This window comes from Streptomyces sp. NPDC006643 (assembly GCF_042870175.1).
Lineage (GTDB): Bacteria > Actinomycetota > Actinomycetes > Streptomycetales > Streptomycetaceae > Streptomyces.
This window is the reverse complement of record NZ_JBIAHA010000014.1, coordinates 26,794-50,240: the sequence shown is the minus strand read 5'-3', so window position 1 is coordinate 50,240 and position 23,447 is coordinate 26,794. Positions and strand designations below refer to the sequence as shown.

Sequence of the window (23,447 nt, the reverse complement as noted above, 5' to 3'; positions counted from 1 at the left end):
AGGAACCGCCGCCATGCCGTTGATGGATCTGCCCCTGGAGGAGCTGCGTGGCTACCTCCCCGACCGGGAGGAGCCGTCGGACTTCGACGCCTTCTGGGCGGACACGCTCGAAGAGGCGCGGGGCCATGACCGCGCGCCCGTGTTCACGCCGTACGACGCCTGTCTGACCGAGGTGGACGTGTACGACGTGAGTTTCCCGGGCTTCGGCGGTGACCCGGTGGCCGGCTGGCTGCTGGTGCCGGCCTCGGCGACCGGACCGGTGCCGTGCGTGGTGGGCTTTCTCGGGTACGGCGGCGGGCGCGGCTTCCCTTACGAGTGGCTGACCTGGCCCTCGGCCGGATACGCGCATCTGCTGATGGACACGCGCGGCCAGGGCGGCTCGCTCCAGCCGGGCGCGACGGGCGACCCGCACGGCAGCGGCGGTTCGTCGTCGCCGGGGATGGTCACCCGGGGCATCGAGGACCCGGCGGACTACTACTACCGCCGGGTCTTCACGGACGCGGTCCGGGCGGTGGACGCCGCCCGGACCCATCCGTCGGTCGACCCGACGCGTATCGTCATCGCCGGCGGCAGCCAGGGCGGAGGTATCGCCCTGGCCGCGTCGGCGCTGAGCGACGATGTGACCGCCGCCCTGGTCAACCAGCCGTCGCTGTGCCACTACCGGCGTGCGCTCCAGGTGGTGGAGGGCAACGCGTACCGCGAGATCTGGACGTATCTGCGCACCCACCGGGAGTCGGCGGAACGGGTGTTCAGGACGCTGTCCTACTTCGACGGGGTCAACTTCGCGGCCCGCGCACACGCCCCGGCGCTGTTCTCGGCGGCGCTGATGGACGACATCTGCCCGCCGTCCACGGTGTTCGCGGCGTACAACCACTGGTCGGGTCCGAAGGACATCCGGGTCTGGCCGTGGAACCGCCACGAGGGCGGCGGCTACTTCCAGGACCTGGAGCAGCTGCGCTTCCTGCGGGAACTGCCGGGTCTCGCCACCGGCTGAGCCCGGGCTCCCGGGGCCGGGCGGCTGACCGGGCCGCGCGGCGGCGCGGTTCACGCGGGTGGGGCCGCGCCCGTGGCCCCGGCGGAGCCCCTGTCGCCACCTTCGCCACCCTTGTGGCCCCGGCCGCCGTCCTGTTCCGGGTCCGTACCCCAGCCGAGCAGGAGGCGTAGCGGAATGATGAGCGCCCACCAGTACTTCGCCGCGTCCGGGGACACCAGCGTCATCGGCACCGACGTCACGAACACGAGTACGACGACCGCCCCTTGATGCACCGTCCGGCGCACACGCGCCGGCGCGATGCCCGGTTTCCGCAGGTCCGGGCGGCGCAGCAGGCGGTACGCCATGGCCGTCGTCAGCAGCGACGCGAGGCCGATCACACAGCCGTACACGCCGGTGGCGAGGGCCGTCTGCCCGTACTCGCTGACGAGCCGGGTGGGGAACGGCAGCGCGGCGACGACCGCCAGGAGCGCGAAGTACAGGTACAGCAGCAACCGGTCGATACGGCCGACCAGCGCGAACATACGGTGATGGGCGAGCCACAGCAGCCCGATGACACTGAAACTCAGCAGGTACGCGCCCACGTCGGGCATCACGTCCCGCAGAGCGTCGCTGAGCCGTCCCTCGGGCAGACCGTTCGGCACGTCGATGTCCAGCGCCAGCAGCGTGATGGCGATGGCGAACACGGCGTCGCCGAAGGCCAGGAGCCGCTCCGGCGTAACGGTCGGCACCGGGCGTCGTGGGTGTCGTGGGAGGTGCATCCGTCTCCCGATGGAGGTCAGGGTGCCATTTGTGCGCTTTTGGGCCGAGCATATCCAGACACACGGAGAATCACGGACGTCCGGTGCGCCCGGTCGGCGGAGCCCGGCCGGATGGCCCAGCTCGCCGGGACGCCGCCGCCCGACCGCAGCGCGGTCCGGGAGAAGCCGGCCCGTCACCCGGCACGGCGGCGGAGGTGGTCATCTCGCCACTTCTCAGGCCTAGTTGACGGTACGGAAGATGTACGGGAGCACTCGTGGCCACCGGTAACGTAGAGACGATCTTGCAGCCGAGCGAGGTTGAACCGGTACGGGGGAGGCACTCATGCACACGGTGGCCGAGGACGAGATCCACGACGAGTACTTTCCGCTCGTCCCCGCCCCGGAGGACGGCGGCCACTGGTCGGCGCCCGCCGATCTGGAGCAGTATCTGTACAAGCTGGCCCGCGCCGACAGCGCGTACGGCTATCTGCGGGCGCTGGCGATCGAAGGCGTGTATTACCCGGTCGCGCTCGACCGGATACAGGCGGCCGAGGACGGCTCGTACCCGATGCTGACCATCGAGACGCCCGACGGCCGCAGGGTGGCGCACGTCTACACGGCCGGGCTGCTGCCCCGCCCGCACCCCCATCTCGTCTTCGAGTACGCGACGTTGGGCGCGCTCTCGCGGATACTCCCCGACGATGTGCGGATGCTCGCGGTCAATCCCGCCACGCCCTGCGAGCAGTACTTCCACACGGACGACGATGAGCGTGACGCCTGGCTGGATCTGCATCACGAGCTGTTCTCCTCCGACGAGTTGATGGACCGTCTGGTGACACGGCGCACCGGCGTCCTGCCGACGGGAGCCCTGCTGCACGGTCTGGCCTGCGGGGCGCATCTGTGCTTCACCAACGGCGACGCGTGGAACACGGCGCACTGGCACGGCATGGGTTACCGGGGCGAGCGGGAGCGTGTCGCGGAGTCGTGGAGCGTCCATGGCCGTGAGGACTGGCTCGCGATGGAGGAACGGCTGCTGGAGCGCGAAGTCAGCCCGTGGTACTGGGACTTCGTCCTTGGGGCCCGTACGGCGCTGAGCGCGGCGCGGGGTGGTCGGGTCGACGCCGAGCAGTGGCGCGACTGTGTGGAGGCGACGCTGCGCGACCAGGCCGCCCTCCGGGCGGGGGCGTCCGCCGACGACGCCGATTTCGAGGAGTTCGTGGCCCATCTGCGGGCGCTGGTGGGCAAGTTGCTGCGGTACGAGTCCCGCTTCCGCGCCGACGGTCTGCTGCCGCCCGACGGTTACGTCCGGACGGTCGCCGCGTGGGACATCGGCCGCGGCTCCAAGATGGCGCGGTGGGGCCGGGGCGCCCGGTACGCCACCGAGGCGGAGATGCTGGCCGCGCTCGAACGCGCCTCGGCCGCCGCGCGGTCGGCGTACGACTCGTGGGAGGAGTTCTCCGCGGGCTATGTGCTGGGGCGGTGTCTTCACTTCGACGAGGAGGAGTTCGGCCCCTGGTACACGACGGTGCTCGACGCCCACCGGGCGCTGGCGACGGCGCCGGACAGCCCGTGGCGGACGGTGCCGTTCGGCGCGTGACATCGGCCACCACGGGGGCGTGTCCGCCCGAACTCCGTGCCGTGCCAACGGTGTTCGTGCTAGCGTCCGAATCCTGGCGACACAGAAGCCAGGCCGTTCGGGAGCCCGGATCTTCCCGAGGAGACGGCCGAAGGGTCTCGGGCCCCCTGGATTCCATGACGGCGCACGGTCGGTTCCCGACTCCTGACCAGTGATCGCCAAGCCGGGTTGGTGAGAACAGGTTGAGTCATGTGGCCACTCCTTCCGGTGCCTCGGAGCTCGCGAGCGCTGAACTCGGTGCTCGTCCATCTGCCGCTGCTGGGCGCGTCCCTCCTGCTGCTTCTCTTCGGCGTGACCGCGGTGTGCCGCCCCTCGCGGTACGGGCACTTCCACACCCTGCTGGGTGAGGTGCGCGGCTGGAGCCGGGAGATCCGCCGCGGCTCTGGCGAGGCGGCCTCCTGATGCCGCACACGGCCCGCAAGCATCTGGCCCGGCAGCGTACGGCGTACACGGGCGAGAGCTATCAGGAGGCGTACGAGGCTCTGCGCGCGTGCCCGGTCCCGCTGCCCGAGGCGGCGGACGACCGCCAGCGGGGGCTGGAGTCACAGATCATGATCACCCTGACCAGCACGTACGGCACGGCGCCGCCGAGGACCTGGATGCCGTCCAGCCATCCGTACGACCGCCCGCCGCCTCTCGGTGTCGAGAAGGCGCGTCCCACCGCGACCGGGCTCGAACTGGTCGTCTCACCAAGGTTCACCACCCGCCTCGCCGAGGCGGGTTTCATCAAGGGGGACCTGCCGACCGGCGACAGCTACGAGCTGGTCGACCGGTACGAGCGGGTCAACCGTGGCGACCGGGACGACCGGGCCGACGATCCGACGCGGTCGGTCGCGCGCGTGGTCGTACGGGTGCGGTCGCCCCAGGACTCCGGTCGCGGTCACAGTGGCAGCCGCGGCAGTCACGGTCGCACTCGCAGTCGCGCTCGTAGTCGTCGTCATACGATCGAGGAACGGGCGATCCATCCGAGCGGGGTGTTCTCGCTGGCGCTCAACCCGCGTTGGGCGTGCCGCGACTTCCAGATGGAGTATCCCGAAGCCGCGCCGGTGGGAAGCCAGTTGCTGCGGCGCGCGGCGCTCTTCGCCGGCGGCGACGCGCTCCGGTGGATCACCACCTGGACGGGGCGGCACGGGCCGGCGCCGCTCACCTACGCCGAGTGGCTGCCCGATCTGGTGCCGGTCGGTCTGGCGGTCAGACTGGCGGACCCCGTCTTCGGAGTCGCCGTACCCAAGTCGCCCGAGGAGGATCCCTGGGAGCGCTGGTCGGGCGAGTACCGCTACCACGCCGGGCCGGAGCTGGACAGAATCATCGCCGGTCTGGAACCCACGACCCGCTGACGGCGATACCATCGACCGTCCGTTCGTGATACCGAACGCACCCGCCCCTTTCCCGCTCACCGAAGCGAACAGACCTGACGGTCGAAGGAGATCGCCCGATGTCCCCCAGCAGTCCGGTCCGCAGCACTCTGGCCGCCAACCTCCGGCGGGAGCGCGGCCGTCGTGGGCTGTCGCTCTCCGAGCTGTCGCGGCTGTCCAAGATCGGCAAGGCGACCCTGTCGCAGCTGGAGTCGGCCACCGGGAACCCGACCATCGAGACGGTCTTCAGCCTCTCCCGCGCCCTCGGGGTGCCCATCTCGGACCTGCTGGACACCGGACACCGGGAGGCCGTGACCGTGGTGCGGGCCGCCGAGGTCGAGGTGCTGAGCGGCGAGGGCGTGGACCTGCGCCCGCTCCGGCGGATCGAGGCGGACGGCGTCATCATGGAGGTGTACGACCAGCGGGTACGCGCCGATTCGCAGCAGCCGTCGCTCGGGCACGCCGGCACCGAGCACACCGTGGTGCAGAGCGGCACGCTGTCGGTCGAGGTCGACGGCCATCAGGTGGAGCTGGGGCCCGGCGACTACGTGTCGTTCGACGCCGCGCTGCCGCACCGGTACGCGGCGAACGACGGGCCGGTGCGTTCGGTGCTGCTGCTGCACTACCGGTCGGGCGGCGGCGCTCCGCCCGAGGCGCCGGGCACGCCGCACTGACGGCGGCGCCGCAGGGCGCGCGAGCGGGTGCCGTTGACACCTCCGGAGTGCGGCCATAGCCTCACTTTCGTTCGTTAAACAGAACGCGGAGGACTGGTGAACCGAACACGAGTCGTCGTCATCGGCGCCGGGATCATCGGCGCCGCCTGCGCCCGCGAACTCGCCGTCGCCGGATTCGACGTGCTCGTACTGGACCGCGCCGGCGCCGCCGCCGCGACCACCTCGCACGGCGAGGGAAACGTCCTGGTCTCCGACAAGGGCCCCGGCCCGGAGCTGCGACTCGCCCAGCTGTCACGGCAGTTGTGGCCCGAGATACTGGCGGACATCGCCGGGCGGACCTCTGCCGAGCCGGCGGACGACGTGGCCGGGGTCGAGTGGGACCCCAAGGGCGGCATCGTGGTGGCCACCACCCCCGAGGGCGCCGAAGGGCTGCGGCGGTTCGCCGAGACCCAGCGCGCCGCCGGGGTACGGGCCGAGGCCATGGACGCGGGCGCCCTGACCGCCGCCGAACCCTTCCTCACCGAGCGGCGTACCGCCGCCGTGCACTACCCCGACGACGCGCAGGTGCAGCCGGCCGGCGCGGCCACGGCCCTGCTCGCCGACGCGCTCCGGGCCGGCGCCCGGCTGCGTACCGGACGCGAGGTGCGCGGCGCCGTCGTGCGCGGCGGACGGCTCACGGCGGTACGTACGGCGGACGGCCCGGTCGAGGCCGATGTCTTCGTCAACGCCGCCGGGCCGTGGTCCGGCGAGGTCGCCCGGCGGCTCGGCGTCCCGCTGGACATCCGCCCGCGCCGGGGTGAGGTCCTGGTGACCACTCCCCTGCCGCCGACGGTGTTCCACAAGGTGTACGACGCCGACTACGTGGGCGCGGTCGGCAGCGCGGCGGGTGATCTCCAGACATCGGCCGTGGTCGAGTCGACCCGGGCGGGCAGCGTCCTGCTGGGGTCGTCGCGGCGGCGCGTGGGCTTCGACGACCGGCTGCGGCCCGAGGTGCTGTCGGCGATCGCCGCCAAGGCGCTCAGACTCTTCCCGTCACTCGCGGGCGTTCATGTGATGCGGGCTTACGGGGGCTTCCGCCCGTACGTCCCCGATCATCTGCCGGTCATCGGCGCCGACCCCCGGCTGCCCGGTCTCTGGCACGCGACCGGCCACGAGGGCGCGGGGATCGGGCTGTCGGTCGGTACCGCGCGGCTCGTACACGAGTTGCTGACGGGCCGTCAAACATCAGTGGACGCAGGCCCGTTCCGGGTGGACCGGCCGGCGGTGCTCGGCACCGGCGCCCCGGACGTGAGCGAGGAGGACTCATGAGCCCACGGCTCGTACCCGCCGGGTCCGATCCGGCCGGACGCCGCGACCGGCCGCTCACCATCACGGTGGACGGCGAACCGCTCACCGGCGTCGCGGGCCAGACGCTCGCCGGAGTGCTGCTGGCCGCCGGCCGGACGGCCTGGCGGCAGGCGCCCTCGGGTGCGCCGCGCGGCGTGTTCTGCGGGATCGGTGTCTGCTTCGACTGTCTGGTGACGGTGAACGACGAGAGCGACGTACGGGCGTGCCGCCGCCGCGCCCGGGACGGTGACGCGGTCATCACGCGGTCACGGGCCACCGAGGACGGGCGGCGGTCCCGGTGACGGGCCGTCATGTCGTCGTCGTGGGTGCCGGACCCGCCGGTCTCGCCGCCGCCGACGCCGCCCTGGCGGCGGGCGCGGACGTGACGCTGATCGACAGTGCCGAACAGCCCGGCGGCCAGTACCACCGCATGCTGCCCGCCGCCTACGAGGCGGCCGACCCGGGGGCGCTCCAGCACGGCTACGGCTCGTTCGACCGGCGCAGCCGACGCGTGCTCGGGCATCCGCGCTGCTCTTGGTGGGCCGAGAGTTCCGTCTGGGCACTGGAGCGCCAGGACCCCGGCCCCGGCCCCGGCGTCCACGCGGACCGGCCGCCGCTCGTACATGTCCTGAGCGGTACGCCCCGGCGCCGCCATGTGCTGGCGCCCGACGCCCTGGTGCTCGCCCCAGGCGCCCATGACCGGGTGCTTCCCTTCCCCGGCTGGGATCTGCCCGGTGTCTACACGGCGGGCGCGGCCCAGGCGCTGGCCAAGGGTGAGCGCGTGGTCGTCGGGGACCGGGTGGTGGTCGCCGGCACGGGGCCGTTCCTGCTGCCGGTGGCGACGTCGCTGCTGGAGGCCGGGTCGCGGGTGCTCGCGGTCCTGGAGGCGGGCCGGCCGGGGGCCGTGGCGCGTGGCTGGCTGCGCCGCCCGTGGGAACTCGCGGCGCAGCTCGGGAAGTCCGGTGAACTCCTGGCGTACGGCGCGGCGTTGGGGCGTCACCGGGTCCCCTACCAGTGGGGCAGAGCGGTCGTCGAGGCGCGTGGGGACGGCCGGGTGGAGGAGATCGTCAGCGCCCGGGTCCGGGCGGACTGGTCGGTGGTGCCCGGCAGCGAACGTGTCGTCGCCGTGGACGCCGTATGTGTGGGGCACGGTTTCTCGCCCAGGTTGGAGCTGCCGGTCGCGGCCGGGTGCGCGCTGCGTCCGGCGCCGAACGGGTCCCCCGCGGAAGTACTTGTGGACGACGAGCAGCGTACGAGCCGGCCAGGCGTGTACGCGGCGGGCGAGATCACCGGAATCGCCGGTGCCCCCGCCGCCGATGCCGAGGGCGCCGTGGCGGGCTGGATCGCGGCGGGCGGCGACCCCGCCTCGCGGGCTCTGGCCGCCCTTCGGCGCAGCCGTGACCAGGGCAGGGCGTTCGCCGCCCGGCTGGCGCTCGCCCACCCCGTCGGCCGGGCGTGGCCGGGCTGGCTGCGCCCGGACACCGTGATCTGCCGCTGCGAGGAGACGACGTACGCGCAGGTGTGCCGGTCCGCCGCCGATCCGACGCGGACGGAGCCCCAGGTGGCGAAGCTGGCGACGCGGGCCGGCCTGGGGCCGTGCCAGGCCCGGATCTGCGGGCCGACCGTCGCCGAGCTGCGCCGCGGTACGGACACCGGCCCCGGCGGCCGTGGTACGGACAGCGGCCCCGGCCCCCACCACCGTCCCGTCGCCGAGCCGATCAGGCTCGGCGAACTCGCCCGCCCGCCCGAGACACCTCTCGCGTTCCCCAACTCCCCCGCACAGGAGGGCACTTGATGAACACCACCGGCAACGAGCCCAATCCGCTGACCGGCGTCGTCGTCGCGACCGCGCTGCCGTACCGGCCGGACCCCGCGGCCCCGGCCGGTCTGGCCGTCGACCTCGACGCGTACGCGGAGCACTGCCGCTGGCTCGTCGACAACGGCTGCGACGGAGTGGGCCCCAACGGGTCGCTGGGCGAGTACTCGTCGCTCACCGACGAGGAACGGCGCGCCGTCGCCCGTACGGCCGTCGAGGCGGTACGCGGCCGGGGCAAGGTCGTCGTCGGTGTGCACGGGCCCGGTTCGCACCAGGCCGTGCGCTGGGCGGAGGCCGCGGCGGAGGACGGTGCCGACGGGGTGCTCTGTCTGCCCCCGACGATGTACCGGGCGAACCCGTCGGAGGTCGTGGCGCACTTCGAGGCCGTGGCCGCCGTCGGGCTGCCGGTCATGGTCTACAACAACCCGGTGGACACGAAGGTCGACCTGACGCCCGGACTCCTCGCGGAGATAGCCGGGATCGACAACGTGCTCGCGGTCAAGGAGTTCTCCGGCGATGTGCGGCGCGTGCTGGAGATCAAGGAGCGGGCGCCGGACCTCGATGTGATCAGCGGCGCCGACGACGTGGCGCTGGAGAGTCTGCTGATGGGCGCCACCGGGTGGTTCGCCGGCTTCCCCAACGTCTTTCCCGCCGAGTCCGCGCGGCTGTTCCGACTCGCCACGCAGGGGCGGCTGGAGGAGGCGCGGGCGCTGTACCGGCCGTTGGTCGCCGCCTTCCGGTGGGACTCGCGTACCGAGTTCGTGCAGGCGATCAAGCTCGGCATGGAACTGGTCGGCCGCTACGGCGGCCCCTGCCGCCCGCCGCGCGGCCCGCTGATCCCCGCGCACCGGGAGCAGATCACCGCCGAGATGCGGCAGGCGATCGACTTCCTCGCCACGGAGTCCGGCGGGCGGGTCTGATGCGCAGCGTACGGACGATCAGCGCGGTCGACTCCCACACGGAGGGCATGCCGACACGTGTGGTCACCGGCGGTGTGGGCCCCGTCCCCGGCGCCACGATGGCCGAGCGGCGCCGTCACGCCATGGAGCACCTGGATCCGCTGCGCCGTTTCCTGGTCGACGAGCCGCGCGGCCATCCGGCGATGAGCGGCGCGATCCTCCAGCCGCCGACCCGTCAGGACGCGGACTGGGGAGTGCTCTACATCGAGGTCAGCGGCTTCCTGCCGATGTGCGGGCACGGGACGATCGGGGTGGCGACGGTCCTGGTGGAGACGGGGATGGTGCCGGTCACCGAGCCCGAGACGCTGGTACGTCTGGACACCCCGGCCGGCCTGGTCGAGGCCCGGGTGACGGTTCGCGACGGGGTCGCGGAGAAGGTCACGCTGCGCAATGTCGACGCGTTCGCGCTGGAACTCGACGCGACGGTGCGGGTGCCGGGGCTCGGTGAGGTCCGGTACGACATGGCGTACGGGGGCAACTTCTACGCGGTCGTGGATCTGGCGTCCCTCGGGCTGCCCTTCGACCGTGCGCGCAAGGACGACATCCTCGCGGCGGGGCTCGCGATCTCGGCGGCCATCGACGCGGACAACCCTCCGGTGCATCCGGCGGACCCGCTGATCCGCGGCTGCAAGCATGTCCAGTTCCTCGCGCCGGGCTCGGACGCCCGGCACTCCCGTAACGCCATGGCGATTCAGCCGGGCTGGTTCGACCGGTCCCCGTGCGGCACGGGTACGTGCGCCCGGATGGCGCAGCTCCACGCCCGGGGAGAGCTGCCCCTGGACACGGAGTTCGTCAACGAGTCGTTCATCGGCACGCGGTTCACGGGGCGGCTGGTGGGCACGAGCGAGGTGGCGGGCGTACCGGCGGTGGTGCCGGAGTTCTCGGGCCGCGCGTGGATCACGGGGACGGCCAACTACCTGCTGGATCCGGCTGATCCGTTCCCGCACGGCTTCGTCCTCTAGGGGGACCGGCTTCGTTCTCCGGAGGTGCTCCCCCGGCGGAGTGCGCGAGGACCGGCCCCTCTTGACTTCGAGCGCGCTCCAACTGCCAGTATCGGGCGTCGACGGAGGGAAGTGCCTGTGGAGTCACGCCAGTTGGGCAGTTCGGGGCCGATCGTGTCCCGGTTCGCGTTCGGAGCGATGACATTCGGCGGTGACACGGACGAGGCGACGGCCCACGAGATGCTGGATGTGTACGCCGAGGCGGGCGGCACCCTGATCGACACGGCCGACAACTACGGAAGCGGTACCTCGGAACGGATCGTCGGCCGGTGGCTGAAGGCCCGGCCGGGGGTACGCGAGCGGGTCCTGGTCGCGACCAAGGGCCGCTTCGGCTATCCGGGCGCCAGTCTGACACCGGCGTATCTGCGCGGCGCGATCGAGGCCAGCCTCGCCCGGCTCGGCGTGGAGCAGGTCGATCTCTACCAGTTGCACGGACCGGACGACGAGCACCGGGTGGACGAGATCGTCGAGTTCCTCGCCGAGACCGTCGCCTCGGGCAGGGCCCGTCATGTCGGCGTCAGCAACTTCGCCGGGTGGCAGGTCGCCAAACTCGCGCGGCTGCTGGCCGAGCGGGGCGGGCCGCCGCTGGTCTCCCAGCAGATCCAGTACAACCTGCTCGCGCGGGCGGTCGAGTGGGAGGTCCTGCCGGCCGGGGCGGACGCCGGGGTCGGCACACTGCTGTACGGGCCGCTGGCCCAGGGGTGGCTCACCGGGAAGTACCGGCGCGACCGGCTTCCGCCGGCCGGCACCCGGGTCGCCCAGGCCGGGGAGCAGACGAGTGAGGCGTGGCACCGGCGGAACACCGACGAGGTCTGGTCGGTTGTGGACGCGGTCCGCGAAGTCGCGGAAGCGCACGGAGTGACGCCCGGTCAGGCGGCACTGGCATGGGTCGCCGACCGTCCGGGCGTCACCGCGCCGATCGTCGGTGCGCGTACGGTCGCGCAGTTGCGCGAGTCGCTGGGCGCGGCGGCCCTGCGTCTCGACGAGAAGGCGACCGTCCGGCTTACCGGGATCAGCGCGCCGCCGACGCCGAACTACCCCTACCAGATGATCGATCGGATCGCCGGCTGGCACGGCTGACGCGCGGCCGGGGAGACCCGGCGTCAGTGCGGGCCGTGGTCCGGGTGCCGGTCCCGCTCGTGGAGATACTCACCGGTCTCGGCGGACGCGCGGAGCATCGCGAGGGCGCGGGTGTGCAGACGGTGGCGGCGCTCGGCGATCGCGGACGCGGCCGACGCGGGGGACGTGACGTCGCGCAGTTCGCCGAGAAGCGGTGCGATCTGGGCGAGCACATATCCGCCGCGGCGCAGTTGGTGGACGATGTCGGCGTCGCGTACGTCGCCGGGCGTGTAGGTCCGGTACCCGGTGGCGGGATCCCGGTGCGGGTGCAGCAGGCCGGCCCGCTCCCAGCTTCGCAGGGTGGCCGGGCGGAGGCCGAGCCGGTGGGCGAGGGCGCCGATGGTGTTGCCGCGCTGCGAGGGGCGCTCCTCGGGCGCGTGGGTCAGCTCCGTCAGCGCGCGCTCGACCGCGTCGAGGGTCCCCCGGTCGGCGAGCAGTTGGGCGTGGCCGCGGTCGATGACGGTGAGTGCCTCCTCGGTCCGGCCGGTGTTGAGCAGCGTCATGACCGAGCGGGCTGCGGCGTGGCCGTGGGCGGGGACCAGGGCGAGAAACGTCCGCAGAGCGGCGACGTGCACGCTCGTGTAGTGCCGGTATCCGGAGTCGGTGCGCCCGGCGGCGGGCAGGATGCCGGCGGCTTCGTAGTTGCGTACGGCCTGACCGGACAGCCCGTGGGGGCGGGCGAGATCCACCGGCCTCATGTTCCACTCCGTTTTAAGGTTGTCGCCCCTGAGACCGGCATTGAACGCCGTAAAGTTTAAACCGCAACATCAAAGATACCATCGAATCCATGGCAATTGACGAATCGATGCACACAACCATCGAGTGGTCCCTCAACGAACGCGCCCGGCACTCCCGTCTGCTGGCCCTGGGCGAGCCGTTCCACGGCGAGGAGACCTTCCCCCGGCTGCGCAACGAACTGCTGCGGGTACTGGTGGACCGCGACCGGTGCCGCTGTGTGGCGCTGGAGTCGGACTGTCTCGCCGGTCGCCTGGTCGACGACCATGTACGCGGCGGCTCCTGGCACCTCGACCAGGTGATGGCCGACGGCATCAGCCACGGGTTCGGGGCCTCGCCGGCCAACCGCGCGCTGGTGACCTGGCTCGCCGAGCACAACCGGACTCGGCCGCCGGCGGACCAGGTGCGTTTCGCCGGGTTCGACGCGCCGATGGAGAACAGCGCGGAGAGCGGGGCGCACAGCCCGCGTGCGGCCCTCGACATGCTGCACACCTTCCTCACGGCCAACAGCGCGACCGAACCGCACACGTTGCCGCACACCTGGGGCCGCATCGAGGATCTGCTCGGTGACGAGGCCCGGTGGACCAACCCCGCCGCCACGATGGACCCCGCGCAGTCCATCGGCGCCACGGCCGAGGTACGCGAACTGCGCCTGATCGCGGACGATCTCGGCCGGCTGCTCGCCTCCCGGGCGCCCCGGTTCGCGGAGGACGACTCGGCGGAGGCGCTGCGGGACGCCGAACTCGCGGCCCGTACCGCCACCGGTCTGCTCGCCTACCACGCGGTGCTGGCCCGGACCGATCCCCAGGAGCGGATGGAGAGTTGCATGGGGATCCGCGACGCGATGATGGCCGCCAATCTCCTCGCTCTCGCCACCCGCGCGCACGATCAGGGCCACGGTCCCGTTCTGACGTTCGCCCACAACGAGCATCTGCGGCGCAATGCGTCACGCGGTGCCGGCTGGAGCCCGGCCGGTGCGCATCTGTCGCGTGTGCTCGGCCCGGACTATGTCGCCGTCGCCACCGCGATCGGTTCGGCGCCGCACCGGGACATCGGCGAACCGCCGGCGAACACCGTGGAGGGCCTGCTGGCCGCGACGACATCGACGCCCCGGCTGGTCCCTCTCGCCGAACTGGCCCAACTGGTCGCGGCGGCGCCTGACTTGACCCGGCGTACCACCGGCAACCGCGGCTACTTCCCGCTCGACCCGGCCACGCTCAGCGACTTCGACGCGGTCCTGTTCCTGCCCCACGTGCCCTAGGCGGTGTCTTCAGATGTCACGCCCACATCAGGAGTGATGCGAGAGTGACGGCCGCTTCGTAGGACTGGGCGGTCTTGTCGTAGTGGGTAGCGATGCCGCGCCACTGCTTGAGGCAGTTGAAGCACCGTTCCACGACGTCGCGGTGCTTGTAGATCTCACGGTCGAAGGCCGGCGGGCGGCCACCGCGGCTGCCTCGCCGGGCCCGGTTGCCGACCTGGTCGGCGCGCTCGGGAATCGTGTACGGGATGCCCCACCCCCAGCCCCGCCGGCGTCTGAGGCGCGGGGGCTCGGGGGCGGAGCCCCGGTTTCGGGAAGGGGCGGGGTGGGGGGGGAAGCCCCGCGCAGCGGGTGGCGGGGGTGCGGGCGGCCGTGCTGCGGGCCTACGGCGTGTCCTCGTTCTCCGTGAGTTCCACGAGGATCAGCGTCTCCAGGTCCACCCCCTCGCGCGTGAGCGAGGCGATCACCTCTCCCTTGCCGCCCGCCAGCGTGTCGATCGCGAACACCGCCTGGTCGATCGCGGCGCGGACGCTCTGGCCCGAGGCGACTGCGCGGTAGAAGCAGGTGGCGAACAGGTGGGACGCCAGCCCGCTGATCTCGCCCGTCGTCGCGATGACGACGGGCACGGTGGCGAGGAGCACCTCGGCGCCGTCCAGCGTGTCGCAGGCGTTGAGCACCACGACCAGCGGGGGTGTGGTCGTGGCGCCGAGGGCGCGGGCCAGTGCGTCGTAGGAGACGGGCACGCTCTGGGGGTCGGCCAGCGTGCCGTCGTCGAACTGGATCTCCCCGTCGCCGCCGTGGCCCGAGAAGTGGACGACGTGCGGTCTTCGCTCGTTCAGCCCGTTCAGGAGGTCCGTCGGCGTCGCGGCGGGCCAGTGATCGATGTCGATGCGGTCCCGGTGCAGCGCGCTGGCGATCTCGACCCGTACGTCCCGTACCTCCTTGTCCACCCGGATGCGGGTGACGCGGTACGTGTCGGTGTCCTCCATCTCCTCCAGGACCGTGGGATTGGCCGTCAGATAGAGCACCCGGAGCATCTCCGGCTCGGGGGCCGGGACATGGCGGATCTCGTGGACGTACCGCACCACCGGTTTCGAGATCGTCGCGATCTCGCGCGCGTGCCGTTTCTCCAGTTCACGTCTCCGGCGGTCCGCCTTGTCCCGGGCCGACAGCAGCTTCTCCTCGGCCCGCCCGAGCTCCGCCGCGGTCTGCTGCTGCCGGCGGAAGTTGGTGGCGAGGCGGGCGGCCGCGTCCGCGGCTCTCCTTCCGAAGTCGGCCGCTTCCGCTCCACCGTTGATCGCGGACCGCTTCCTGCTCCGCGCGGCGGCTGCCTCGTACCGGCTCTGGTCCTTGCGGATGCGTGCTTCCTCTGCCTTGAGGCCGGTCAGCCTGGCGCGGAGGGAGGCGACGGACATCGAGACTCGCTCCTCAACTCCGGCTTCCGGCACCGCCGTTGGTGCCGGTCGTGCCGGTTCCGGTGTTTCCGTTCCCGGCGCCGCCGTTGCCCCCCGACGACGCTCCTCCGCGTCCGGAGGGCGCGGTCCCCGGGCGGGCGCTCTTGGCCGGCTTGTATCCCCCGCGCGGCTGGTCGGTGCCGACGGACTTGTCCACCTTGAAGCTCTTCTTCCCTCCCGCCGCCGTACCCGTACCCGTCTCCGGCTTCTCCGTCTTCCTGGGCTTCTTCGTCACGGTCCCCGGCCTCTTCCCCGTCTAGTTCTTGAGAATTTCCAGCAGGTCGAACTCCGCGCCGGAGATCAGCATCCCGTCCGTCCGCTCGACCTGTCTGACGAACGCGCCGTCCTCGCCCATCTCCCACGTCAGCTCCAGATAGATTTCCGGAGGGCGCGGGAAGGCCGTGGCGAACGACCTCGGGCCGTACCAACCCCCAGCCCACGTACCGTCCTTCATCCGCACCCGGACGAACGACGCCGGAAGGTCCCGGAACACCTCGTCCCACGCGCTGGGCGTTCCCACATATCTGCTCTGCCGCCGTCGTTTACGCAGCGCGCAGACCAGCCACGCGGAGGCCCCGGGCACGAGAAACACGAACACCAGGCACGCCGCGCCCGCCCAGCGCAACTGGCCCGAATCCTTCGGAACGCGCAGGCCGTTGTCTGCCCAGCGAACGATCCACGGCGCGAAGATCACCGCGTACAGGGAATCCAGGGCCACCGAGGAGGTGAGGGCGCGCAGCACCCGTTCCGTCAGATCCTGTTCGCCGGGATCCGCGCCCAACTGCCGTTCCCGTACGAACTGATAACTGACCCCCGGCAGTACCGCGATCACCAGCAGCGCCAACTGCGCGACCGTGGACGGCGCCCCTCCCATACGAACCTCCGGAACGACAGCGAGAGTCCAGCGATTGTCACAGAGATGCCCCCGCCGGACAGGAAGATTCCGAAGGAGACGGCGGTGATCCGACCGGCATACGCCAGTTGCCGGAGCGCGCGCGCATGCAACGGCGGGTGGAGGGGACGACTTCGCTTTCGGCGGAGCGATCGGGGCGTTCCGGGAGGAGTGGGAGCGGCGAGGCTGGGGAAGTTCCGGCTCGGACAGTGGATTCGTCTGAAGGAGACCGGTTTGGCCTCGGAACTCTTGAAGGACATGCTCCGCAACGCAGACCCCGCCGTGCTGGCCGCGCTGGAGGCCGCCGCCCAGGCGGACGCGGACGGCGGAGACGACTCCGGCGGGGACGAGTATGACGCGCTGGACCTCGCCACCGCCGGAGCAGGTGGCCTGTCGGCGGTGCTCATGGGGCGCGCGCTGTGGAAAGGAGGGCGGAAGCGGTGGGAACGCATGCAGAAGAAGAACGCACCCGCGGCGGCGCCGGGGAATTCGATCCGGTCCGGCACGGTCTCTCCCGTGGATGAGACGGATCCCGGGCGTGGCGACTCCGCCGATCCGGGCGAGAAGGCTCCGCCGCTGAAAGTCGTGGTCGCCGTAGCGCGGAAAGGCGCCGCACGGCACTACGGCATCGCCGATCCGGAGAGTCTGACCGTCGTCCGCGACGAGTACGACGTTTCCCTGTCCGCGTGGAGGATCGACTTCATGAACATGTTCGGTGTCACTTACCACGTCGCTCTGAAATCGGTTGGTTCGAAAGTCGCGGCGGTCTCATTCGAGCGCAACGCGGCCTGAAAGATCGGGGATCACGTATGGCCGGCGAACACCCTGGGGTACTGACAGCTCACCTGCCCCACCAGGCGGACGTGGAATTCGCGAGCGGCAGGAGAGGGAAACTGGTCGTCGAGGACATCCAGTTCCTCGCCGTGCCGCATGACACGTTTCTCCATTTCCACAATCCGGTGGCCCGTCACTTCTTCGCCCTGAGCGACGGCGGACGGATGGAGTTCGTCTGGAATCCCGGCAGAGCCGGACACGCCGTGCACGGGATCGAGAATCTCGCGCAGACGCTCCGGTACACGCTCCGGTTCGGGAAAATGGTCAAGGCAATCCGGCAGAAGCACGTTCAGTCGGGCATGGCCATGGGCGACTTGGGCACCGGGGAGATGGACGACCACACGTATCAGACGGTCGACCAGATATGGGACGGGGCCTGGGCCGTGCAGTACGGACTGAGCGCGAAGAAGTTCGGGGCGCACGCGCTGGAGGACCTGATCGGCTGGATCCGTGACAACCCGGAGAAGGGCTACTACGTGGTCCGGAACGGGCATCCGGTGGCGGATCCGGTGATCTTCCACGAGATCCGCCGTAAGGATCTCTACTAGGCGGTGTCTTCAAATGATCATCGTTGGTGGATCATGGCGTCGTGGTACGTCGTCATGAACTGTCCGATGCTGAGTGGGAGTTCGTCCGGCCGTTGCTGCCCGAGTCGGTTGAGGGGGCGGAAGCGGCTGGATGACCGCAGGGTCCTGAACGGGATCGTGTGGAAGTTCCGGACCGGGACGGCCTGGCGGGAGGTGCCCGGGCGTTACGGGCCATGGGCCACGCTGCATACGCGTTTTCGCAGGTGGGCGGCGGACGGCACTTCGACCGGACGATCCGGGCCGCTCAGGCGAAGACGGACGCGGCGGGCATCATCGAATGGCTGGTGTCCGTCGACTCCACGATCGTCCGGGCCCACCAGCATGCGGCGGGGGCCGTCCGCTCGCCTTCGTCGTCACGGGCGGCAACACCAACGACCGCACCCGGTTCACCATCGCGATGGACGCGATCAAGGTGCCCCGGGCCGGGACGGCCCCACACCCGGCCCGATCGCATCCTGAGCGACAAGGGCTACAGCTCGAAGGCGATCCGCGCGTGGCTCCGCCGCCGTGGCATCCCGCACACGATTCCCGAGCGCGCCGACCAGGTCGGCAACCGGGCCCGGCGAGGCAGCCGCGGTGGCCGCCCGCCGGCCTTCGACCGTGAGATCTACAAGCCATCACTCCTGATGTGGGCGTGACATTTCAAGACACCGCCTAGGGGGTGTCACGGGTGCGAGGTGGTGTGGCCGTGACTGTGGCCGTGGCTGTGACTGTGCGGGAGGTCATGGGTCAGGGTGGGGACCGGCCGGGGGATCGTGCCGAAGTCGTGGTCCGGGTCGACAGGGAGACGGTTGATGACCGCCTCCAGCCGGGCCGGGAGCGTGGGACGGCTGCCTGAGCGGCACTGGGTGAGCAGTTGGTGGCGGATGCACTCCGGCAGCAGCGGGCGGGCGGGCACCGCCGGTGCGTCACTGTCCGGGCCGGTCAGCCTGCGGGCCTGTGCGCGCCAGTGTCTGGCGTCGCTGAACTCGGCACGCCGCCCATGGGCGAGGGAGAGACAGAAGGCGGCGGTGCGGTTGCCGCCGCCGGCGGCGAACTGCCACCAGAACTGGGCCCCGTCGTAATCCCGGGTCAGATGGAGCAGCGCGCCGAAGACCACCGCTCCCTCCGGGTCCGGCCGGTCGTCGTCGGCCAGCCGTGCCAGGGCGGTCGCCGCCTGGGGCGTGTCGACGATGAGGGCGACCGCGAGGTCGAGATCGCGGGCGGCCTGCTCGTGCGCGGCGGGGGGACGCGGGACCTCGGGACCGGAAGTGGCGTGATCGGGGCCGGGAGTGGCGGCACCGGGGGCTGAACTCGGCGGGCCGGCCTTGGCGTTGACGCGCCGACGGGCGGCCTCGGTGTCGTAGTCGGCGTAGGTGTCGGCGAGTACCTCTGCCTGGTCCAGCAGGTCTCTGATGGAGGCGGGGTCGTCGGTACGCACGTCTACTCCTCCGTCCCGGTCGGGTCCGTGTCCACGTCGAGCGCACGCGCCAGACGTCGACGGGCATGCCGTACATGGGATCGTACGGTGGCGACTTCGATGCCCAGATACTCCGCGACGTGCTCCTCGTCCATGCCCAGGACGAACCGCAGGACGATGACGTCGTACTGCCGCTCGGGGAGCCCCGCGATGGCCCCGTAGAGGCCGAGTTCACCCGCGAGGATCTCGAACTCGTCCCGGGCGCCGTCCCCTGTGCCGTCCCGTGTCCCGTGCCGGAGGAGCTTTCCGACGGCCGCGTGGAAGGCGGCGGTGCCCACCAGGAGCGGTTGAAGTCCGCGCGAGTCCAGCCAGTGGTGGACCTCTTCCTTCAGCAGCGACCACGCGTACCGGGGCACCGACTCCTGGGCCAGTACATGCTTCCAGTCGCCTTTCAGGCGCGCGCAGGCGTTGTCCACCACGGTCTCGGCCTCGGGCCGGCCGCCGACCTGGGTGTGGGCGTAACGCATCCACAGTTGGCGGTGGTGGTCGTGGAAGGCATCGAAGGTCAGACCCAGCAGTCCCTCCCGCGCGTCGTCCCGGGAAGCGTTCGCATCGACACCGCGTGCCTTGGGGGAAGGAGCAGTCATCACGTCGTAGAAGTCCCTATGTCGACCCGCGAAGATCCGAACGGCGGTGCCCCGAACCACCACGGCTTCCGGATCGAAATTCACATGTGTCCTTGGGTGACTGATCACCGTGCCGCTCCACGGCGGAGGACATCGGCGGAAACTTGGCGTCTCTACCCGTCAGCCAACCGGAGGAAGAGCTTTCTTCGCAGCCCATCCTCCAACTTTCTTCACTGCCAGCAATAGTATGACTACTCCGGTGGTCGGGAGTGACCCTGGCGCCAAGTTCCGGCGGTTGCCCCTTGTGGGCGGCGGGCAGTGAACTGCGGTGGCACAGGCGGGCGTCGGCGCGGCGCACACCCGGCCCGATCGAGAACCGACGCACCTGGGGGCGCGGCATGGCGGACAACGGCACGGTGGACCTGAAGCTGGATCAGGCGCATTCGGCCCGGATGTACGACTACTACCTCGGCGGCACCACGAACTTCCCCGCCGACCGGGAGGCCGCGGGCAAGGCGCTGGCCGCCTTCCCCTCCATCCTGGCCACCGCGCGTATCAACCGCCGCTTCCTGCAACGCTCCACGCGGTTCCTCGCACAGCAGGGCATGACCCAGTTCTTCGACATCGGCACCGGGATCCCCACCTCCCCCAACCTCCACGAGGTCGCCCAGGAGGTCACCCCCTCGGCGCGCGTCGTCTACACCGACAACGACCCGATCGTCCTCGCCCACGCGCGGGCGCTGCTCCACAGCCACGCGGAGGGCCGCACCGCGTACGCGCACGCCGATGTCACCGACCCCGCCGACCTCCTGGCCACGGCGGAGATATCGGACACGCTCGACTTCACCCGGCCCATCGCGCTGAGCCTCAACGCGCTGCTCCACTTCATCACCGACGACCGGGTCGCCGGCGGCGCCCACAGCATCGTCGAACATTTCAAAGCGGCGCTCCCCTCGGGGAGCACCCTCACCATCACGCATGTCACCCCCGATTTCGACCCCGAGGGAATCGCCCGTCTCACCGGTGCGTACCGCGCCGCCGGCACTCCCGGACAGGCGCGCCCCCGCGCGGACATCGTCCGCCTCTTCGACGGCTGGGAACTGCTCGACCCGGGCGTCGTCCCCACCCAGCGGTGGCGGCCCACCCCCGAAGACCAGGCCGAGAACGTCACCGACGCGGAAGCGGCCTGCTACGCGGGGATCGCCCGCAAGCCCTGACCCCGGCGGGACGCGAACGCTGACGGGGGGGGCGGGACAACGTGCGGCATGCGGCGTGCGGCGTTCGCGTCAGACGGGTGGGGGAAGCTGGTCGCGTACCCATCCCGGGTCCGGGTTGACGTACGGCCTGCCCGCCACGAAGACGGTCGGCACGGTCTCGTCGCCGCCGTTGACGGCCCGCACCGCCGCCGCCCCGGCCGGGTCGCGCCAGATGTCCACCCAGTGCAACTGCCGGGCGCCACGGCCCAGTCGGCGGCGCAGCCGCAGACAGTACCGGCAGCCCGGCCGCCAGTAGACGACCGGCCGGCCGTCGAGCGCGCTGCGGCGCTCCGCCTCCCGCGCCCCGATGGATCGCGGGAAGACCAGCGGCGAGTGCAGGACCCCGAGCACCACGAACGCGAGCAGGGGCAGGACGGCCGCGCCGGGATCCCCTCCCACGATCAGCGCGCCCGCGACAAGTGAGCCGCAGAGCACGAACAGCGTCGGCAGAATCCACGCGCGCGTCATGAGGCGCAGGCTACCGACGCGCCGACGTACGCCCGACCCCGGGCCGAGCCCTTCCCCGTCGGCATCCACCGCTTACTGTCCGGTAGAGATCTATGCGGGGCGGGGTGCGCCTCTCTACCGTCGGGGCACCGTCCCGCGCCTCTCCCCGCCCAGGAGGTCCCATGTCACCCCCCACCGCTCGCCGTTCCAGAAGCAGGCTCGCCGTCCTGGCGCTCGTCGCGGCCCTCGGGGCCGCCTCGTTCACCGCTCCTCCCCCGGCCCTCGCCTCCGCCGACGGGGCCGCCGCCGACGCGGGCTACCTCGTCGGGCGCGGCATCGCCGACGTCACGGGCGAGGCCGCCGAGACCGGGATGATGGGCTACTCGAGCTTCGACCAGAAGACGTCCGGCATCCACCAACGGCAGCGCTCACGCGCCTTCGTCGTCGCCGACCGGACGAGCGGCAAGCGCGTGGTGTACGTCAACGCCGACCTGGCGATGGTCTTCCAGTCCGTACAGCAGGGCGTCGTCGCGCGCCTCAAGGAGCGCTACGGCAGCCTGTACGGCGACGAGAACGTACTGCTGTCCGCCACCCACACCCACTCGGGGCCGGGCGGCTACTCGCACGACGTCGCGTACAACCTCTCCGTGCTCGGCTTCCAGAGCGCCACCTACCGGGCCATCGTCGACGGCATCGTCGAGTCCGTCGTCAAGGCCCACGACGATCTGCGGCCCGGCACCATCAGCCTGGGTACCGGCACACTCACCAACGCCAGTGTCAACCGCTCCCGTACCGCCTTCGACCGCAACCCGGCCGCCGACCGGGCGGCCTTCCCCGGCGGCATCGACCCGGCCATGACCGTGCTGCGGTTCCGGCAGGGCGACAAGGACGCGGGCGCGATCAGCTGGTTCGCCACCCACAACACCTCGATCACCAACAAGAACACACTCATCAGCCCCGACAACAAGGGCTACGCGTCGTACGCGTGGGAGCACGACCTGGAGGGTGTGCGCTATCTCGACAACACCCCTGGGTTCGTCGCCGCCTTCCCCAACACCAACGCCGGGGACATGTCCCCCAATCTCAATCTGAAACCCGGATCGGGCCCCACCGAGGACGAGTTCGAGAACGCCCGCATCCTCGGTGAGCGCCAGCTCGGCAAGGCCCGCGAGATCTACGAGGGCGCGAAGCCCGTCAGCGGCGGCGTCGACTCCCGGCTCGCGTACGTCGACATGGAGAACGTGACGGTGAACGGGGCCTACACCCCGGACGGGCAGGAGCACCGTACCTGTCCCGCCGTGGTGGGCGCGTCCACACTCGCGGGCAGCGTCGAGGACGGTCCGGCGATCCCCGGCTTCGAGGAGGGCATGCGCACACCGGTCGCCTCCATCATCGAGGCGCTCCAGATCGACACCCCGGCCTGGCTGGCGACCTGCCAGTACCCGAAGGCGAGCCTGGTCCCCACGGGCCTGCTGAGCAACGTCCATCCGGTGACCCCGAAGATCCTGCCCCTCCAGATCATGAAGATCGGTGAGCTGTATCTCGTCGCGGGACCGGGCGAGTTCACCATCACCTCCGGTCTCCGCGTCCGCCGGACCGTCGCGGAGCAGCTCGGTGTCCCGCTCGACCGGGTGCTGCTCCAGGGGTACGCGAACTCCTACAGCCAGTACGTGACGACACCCGAGGAGTACGACACCCAGCAGTACGAGGGCGGCTCCACGCTCTACGGCCGGTACACGCTGCCCGCCTACCAGCAGGAGTACGCGCGGGTCGCCAAGTCTCTGCGCGAGGGGAGCGCGCTCGACCGGGGTACGGCGCCGCCGGACGAGTCGGGCCGCCAGTTCAACTTCCAGACCGGGGTGGTGTACGACAACCCGCCGCCGGGAAGCGCGTTCGGGGATGTGCTGACCCCGCCGGATGCGTCGTACGCCCGGGGCCGTACCGCGACGGTCGAGTTCGCCACCGGACACCCGAAGAACAACCTCCGCCGCGGTGGCACCTTCCTGGAGGTGCAGCGGCTGGTCGACGGGGCGTGGGTGCGGGTGCTGGACGACGGTGACTGGCGGACGAAGTACCGCTGGACGCGTATCAACGGTCTGACTGGTACGTCGAAGGCCACCGTCACGTGGGACATCGGGGCGGACACCGCTCCCGGCACCTACCGGATCGTGCACCACGGCGACTCGAAGAACCTGCTCGGGAAGATCACACCGTTCACGGGGACGTCCCCCATGTTCACGGTGAACTGAGCACTCCGGCCGGGCGGGGGGGGGGGGGGGGGGGGGCCCCCGCCCCGCCCCCCGGGCCGCGCGCCCCCCACCGGCGCCCCCCCCCCCCCCCCC

At 71.3% G+C, this 23,447-nt stretch carries 23 protein-coding genes and 2 pseudogenes; 17 read left to right on the top strand and 8 right to left on the bottom strand.

The window, feature by feature from the left end:
• The first annotated feature begins 13 nt into the window (after window positions 1–13).
• Window positions 14–994 (top strand): acetylxylan esterase, encoded by a 981-nt coding sequence (locus ACFYNU_RS19800; RefSeq protein ID WP_356591465.1) that lies wholly within the window; start codon window positions 14–16, stop codon window positions 992–994.
• A gap of 50 nt (window positions 995–1,044) precedes the next feature.
• On the opposite strand, the gene ACFYNU_RS19795 is transcribed toward ACFYNU_RS19800, so the two are convergent.
• Window positions 1,045–1,722, bottom strand: a complete 678-nt coding sequence (locus ACFYNU_RS19795) for a TMEM175 family protein (protein ID WP_356591467.1) — start codon at window positions 1,720–1,722, stop codon at window positions 1,045–1,047.
• Between the two features lie 352 nt (window positions 1,723–2,074).
• Here ACFYNU_RS19795 and ACFYNU_RS19790 point away from each other — a divergent pair, with 352 nt between their 5' ends.
• The 10 genes from ACFYNU_RS19790 (at window position 2,075) to ACFYNU_RS19745 (ending at window position 11,578) form a co-directional block, all read left to right on the top strand.
• Window positions 2,075–3,328: a DUF1266 domain-containing protein gene (locus tag ACFYNU_RS19790; protein WP_356591470.1), complete on the top strand. Its 1,254-nt coding sequence runs from the start codon at window positions 2,075–2,077 to the stop codon at window positions 3,326–3,328.
• A gap of 246 nt (window positions 3,329–3,574) precedes the next feature.
• Entirely contained in the window at window positions 3,575–3,769 is a 195-nt protein-coding gene (locus ACFYNU_RS19785) for a hypothetical protein (protein WP_356591472.1), read from the top strand.
• Window positions 3,769–4,704, top strand: a complete 936-nt coding sequence (locus ACFYNU_RS19780; RefSeq protein ID WP_356591474.1) for a hypothetical protein — start codon at window positions 3,769–3,771, stop codon at window positions 4,702–4,704. Before ACFYNU_RS19785 ends, ACFYNU_RS19780 begins: the two co-directional genes overlap by 1 nt.
• A gap of 98 nt (window positions 4,705–4,802) precedes the next feature.
• Window positions 4,803–5,396 (top strand): helix-turn-helix domain-containing protein, encoded by a 594-nt coding sequence (locus ACFYNU_RS19775; RefSeq protein WP_356591476.1) that lies wholly within the window; start codon window positions 4,803–4,805, stop codon window positions 5,394–5,396.
• A 96-nt stretch (window positions 5,397–5,492) separates the two neighbouring features.
• The gene (locus ACFYNU_RS19770) at window positions 5,493–6,704 is read left to right on the top strand and encodes an FAD-binding oxidoreductase (RefSeq protein WP_356591478.1); all 1,212 of its coding nucleotides are present in this window, start codon (window positions 5,493–5,495) and stop codon (window positions 6,702–6,704) included.
• On the top strand, window positions 6,701–7,024 hold the full coding sequence (locus ACFYNU_RS19765; protein WP_356591480.1) for a (2Fe-2S)-binding protein: 324 nt from the start codon (window positions 6,701–6,703) through the stop codon (window positions 7,022–7,024). Before ACFYNU_RS19770 ends, ACFYNU_RS19765 begins: the two co-directional genes overlap by 4 nt.
• Entirely contained in the window at window positions 7,021–8,517 is a 1,497-nt protein-coding gene (locus ACFYNU_RS19760) for an NAD(P)/FAD-dependent oxidoreductase (protein WP_356591482.1), read from the top strand. The genes ACFYNU_RS19765 and ACFYNU_RS19760 overlap by 4 nt, the downstream gene beginning before the upstream one ends.
• Window positions 8,517–9,458 carry a dihydrodipicolinate synthase family protein gene (locus tag ACFYNU_RS19755; protein ID WP_356591484.1) on the top strand — a complete coding sequence of 314 codons (942 nt, stop codon included), beginning with the start codon at window positions 8,517–8,519 and terminating at the stop codon, window positions 9,456–9,458. The genes ACFYNU_RS19760 and ACFYNU_RS19755 overlap by 1 nt, the downstream gene beginning before the upstream one ends.
• A complete protein-coding gene (locus tag ACFYNU_RS19750) occupies window positions 9,458–10,459 on the top strand; it encodes a proline racemase family protein (RefSeq protein ID WP_356591486.1) in 1,002 nt (333 codons plus the stop codon). The genes ACFYNU_RS19755 and ACFYNU_RS19750 overlap by 1 nt, the downstream gene beginning before the upstream one ends.
• A 111-nt stretch (window positions 10,460–10,570) precedes the next feature.
• The gene (locus tag ACFYNU_RS19745) at window positions 10,571–11,578 is read left to right on the top strand and encodes an aldo/keto reductase (protein ID WP_356591488.1); all 1,008 of its coding nucleotides are present in this window, start codon (window positions 10,571–10,573) and stop codon (window positions 11,576–11,578) included.
• Window positions 11,579–11,601: 23 nt separating this feature from the next.
• Here the strand turns inward: ACFYNU_RS19745 and ACFYNU_RS19740 are convergent, their stop codons facing one another.
• Entirely contained in the window at window positions 11,602–12,315 is a 714-nt protein-coding gene (locus ACFYNU_RS19740) for a MerR family transcriptional regulator (RefSeq protein ID WP_356591490.1), read from the bottom strand.
• Window positions 12,316–12,404: 89 nt separating this feature from the next.
• Between ACFYNU_RS19740 and ACFYNU_RS19735 the strand changes: the two genes are divergently transcribed.
• Complete coding sequence (locus ACFYNU_RS19735) at window positions 12,405–13,613, top strand: erythromycin esterase family protein (RefSeq protein WP_356591492.1); 1,209 nt, start codon at window positions 12,405–12,407, stop codon at window positions 13,611–13,613.
• A gap of 16 nt (window positions 13,614–13,629) precedes the next feature.
• Here ACFYNU_RS19735 and ACFYNU_RS19730 read toward each other — a convergent pair.
• The 3 genes and pseudogenes from ACFYNU_RS19730 to ACFYNU_RS19720 all read right to left on the bottom strand — a co-directional run.
• A pseudogene (locus ACFYNU_RS19730) lies at window positions 13,630–13,893 on the bottom strand (transposase); the annotation flags it as partial.
• Between the two features lie 100 nt (window positions 13,894–13,993).
• Entirely contained in the window at window positions 13,994–15,025 is a 1,032-nt protein-coding gene (locus ACFYNU_RS19725; protein ID WP_356591494.1) for a CHAT domain-containing protein, read from the bottom strand.
• 295 nt (window positions 15,026–15,320) lie between these two features.
• Entirely contained in the window at window positions 15,321–15,938 is a 618-nt protein-coding gene (locus tag ACFYNU_RS19720) for a DUF6338 family protein (protein ID WP_356591496.1), read from the bottom strand.
• A 189-nt stretch (window positions 15,939–16,127) separates the two neighbouring features.
• Between ACFYNU_RS19720 and ACFYNU_RS19715 the strand changes: the two genes are divergently transcribed.
• The 3 genes and pseudogenes from ACFYNU_RS19715 to ACFYNU_RS19705 all read left to right on the top strand — a co-directional run.
• A complete protein-coding gene (locus ACFYNU_RS19715) occupies window positions 16,128–16,748 on the top strand; it encodes a hypothetical protein (protein ID WP_356591498.1) in 621 nt (206 codons plus the stop codon).
• 17 nt (window positions 16,749–16,765) lie between these two features.
• Window positions 16,766–17,338, top strand: coding sequence for a hypothetical protein (locus ACFYNU_RS19710; RefSeq protein WP_356591500.1), 573 nt, complete (start codon window positions 16,766–16,768; stop codon window positions 17,336–17,338).
• Window positions 17,339–17,379: 41 nt separating this feature from the next.
• A pseudogene (locus ACFYNU_RS19705) lies at window positions 17,380–17,991 on the top strand (transposase); the annotation flags it as partial.
• Window positions 17,992–18,041: 50 nt separating this feature from the next.
• Here the strand turns inward: ACFYNU_RS19705 and ACFYNU_RS19700 are convergent.
• Both ACFYNU_RS19700 and ACFYNU_RS19695 read right to left on the bottom strand, forming a co-directional pair.
• Window positions 18,042–18,797, bottom strand: a complete 756-nt coding sequence (locus ACFYNU_RS19700) for a hypothetical protein (RefSeq protein WP_356591502.1) — start codon at window positions 18,795–18,797, stop codon at window positions 18,042–18,044.
• Between the two features lie 2 nt (window positions 18,798–18,799).
• The gene (locus tag ACFYNU_RS19695; protein ID WP_356591504.1) at window positions 18,800–19,423 is read right to left on the bottom strand and encodes a sigma factor-like helix-turn-helix DNA-binding protein; all 624 of its coding nucleotides are present in this window, start codon (window positions 19,421–19,423) and stop codon (window positions 18,800–18,802) included.
• 377 nt (window positions 19,424–19,800) lie between these two features.
• Between ACFYNU_RS19695 and ACFYNU_RS19690 the strand changes: the two genes are divergently transcribed.
• Window positions 19,801–20,619 carry an SAM-dependent methyltransferase gene (locus ACFYNU_RS19690; RefSeq protein WP_356591506.1) on the top strand — a complete coding sequence of 273 codons (819 nt, stop codon included), beginning with the start codon at window positions 19,801–19,803 and terminating at the stop codon, window positions 20,617–20,619.
• 69 nt (window positions 20,620–20,688) lie between these two features.
• Here the strand turns inward: ACFYNU_RS19690 and ACFYNU_RS19685 are convergent, their stop codons facing one another.
• Window positions 20,689–21,126, bottom strand: coding sequence for a glutaredoxin domain-containing protein (locus ACFYNU_RS19685; RefSeq protein ID WP_356591508.1), 438 nt, complete (start codon window positions 21,124–21,126; stop codon window positions 20,689–20,691).
• Between the two features lie 161 nt (window positions 21,127–21,287).
• Between ACFYNU_RS19685 and ACFYNU_RS19680 the strand changes: the two genes are divergently transcribed.
• Entirely contained in the window at window positions 21,288–23,354 is a 2,067-nt protein-coding gene (locus ACFYNU_RS19680; protein WP_356591510.1) for a neutral/alkaline ceramidase, read from the top strand.
• Window positions 23,355–23,447: the final 93 nt, after the last annotated feature.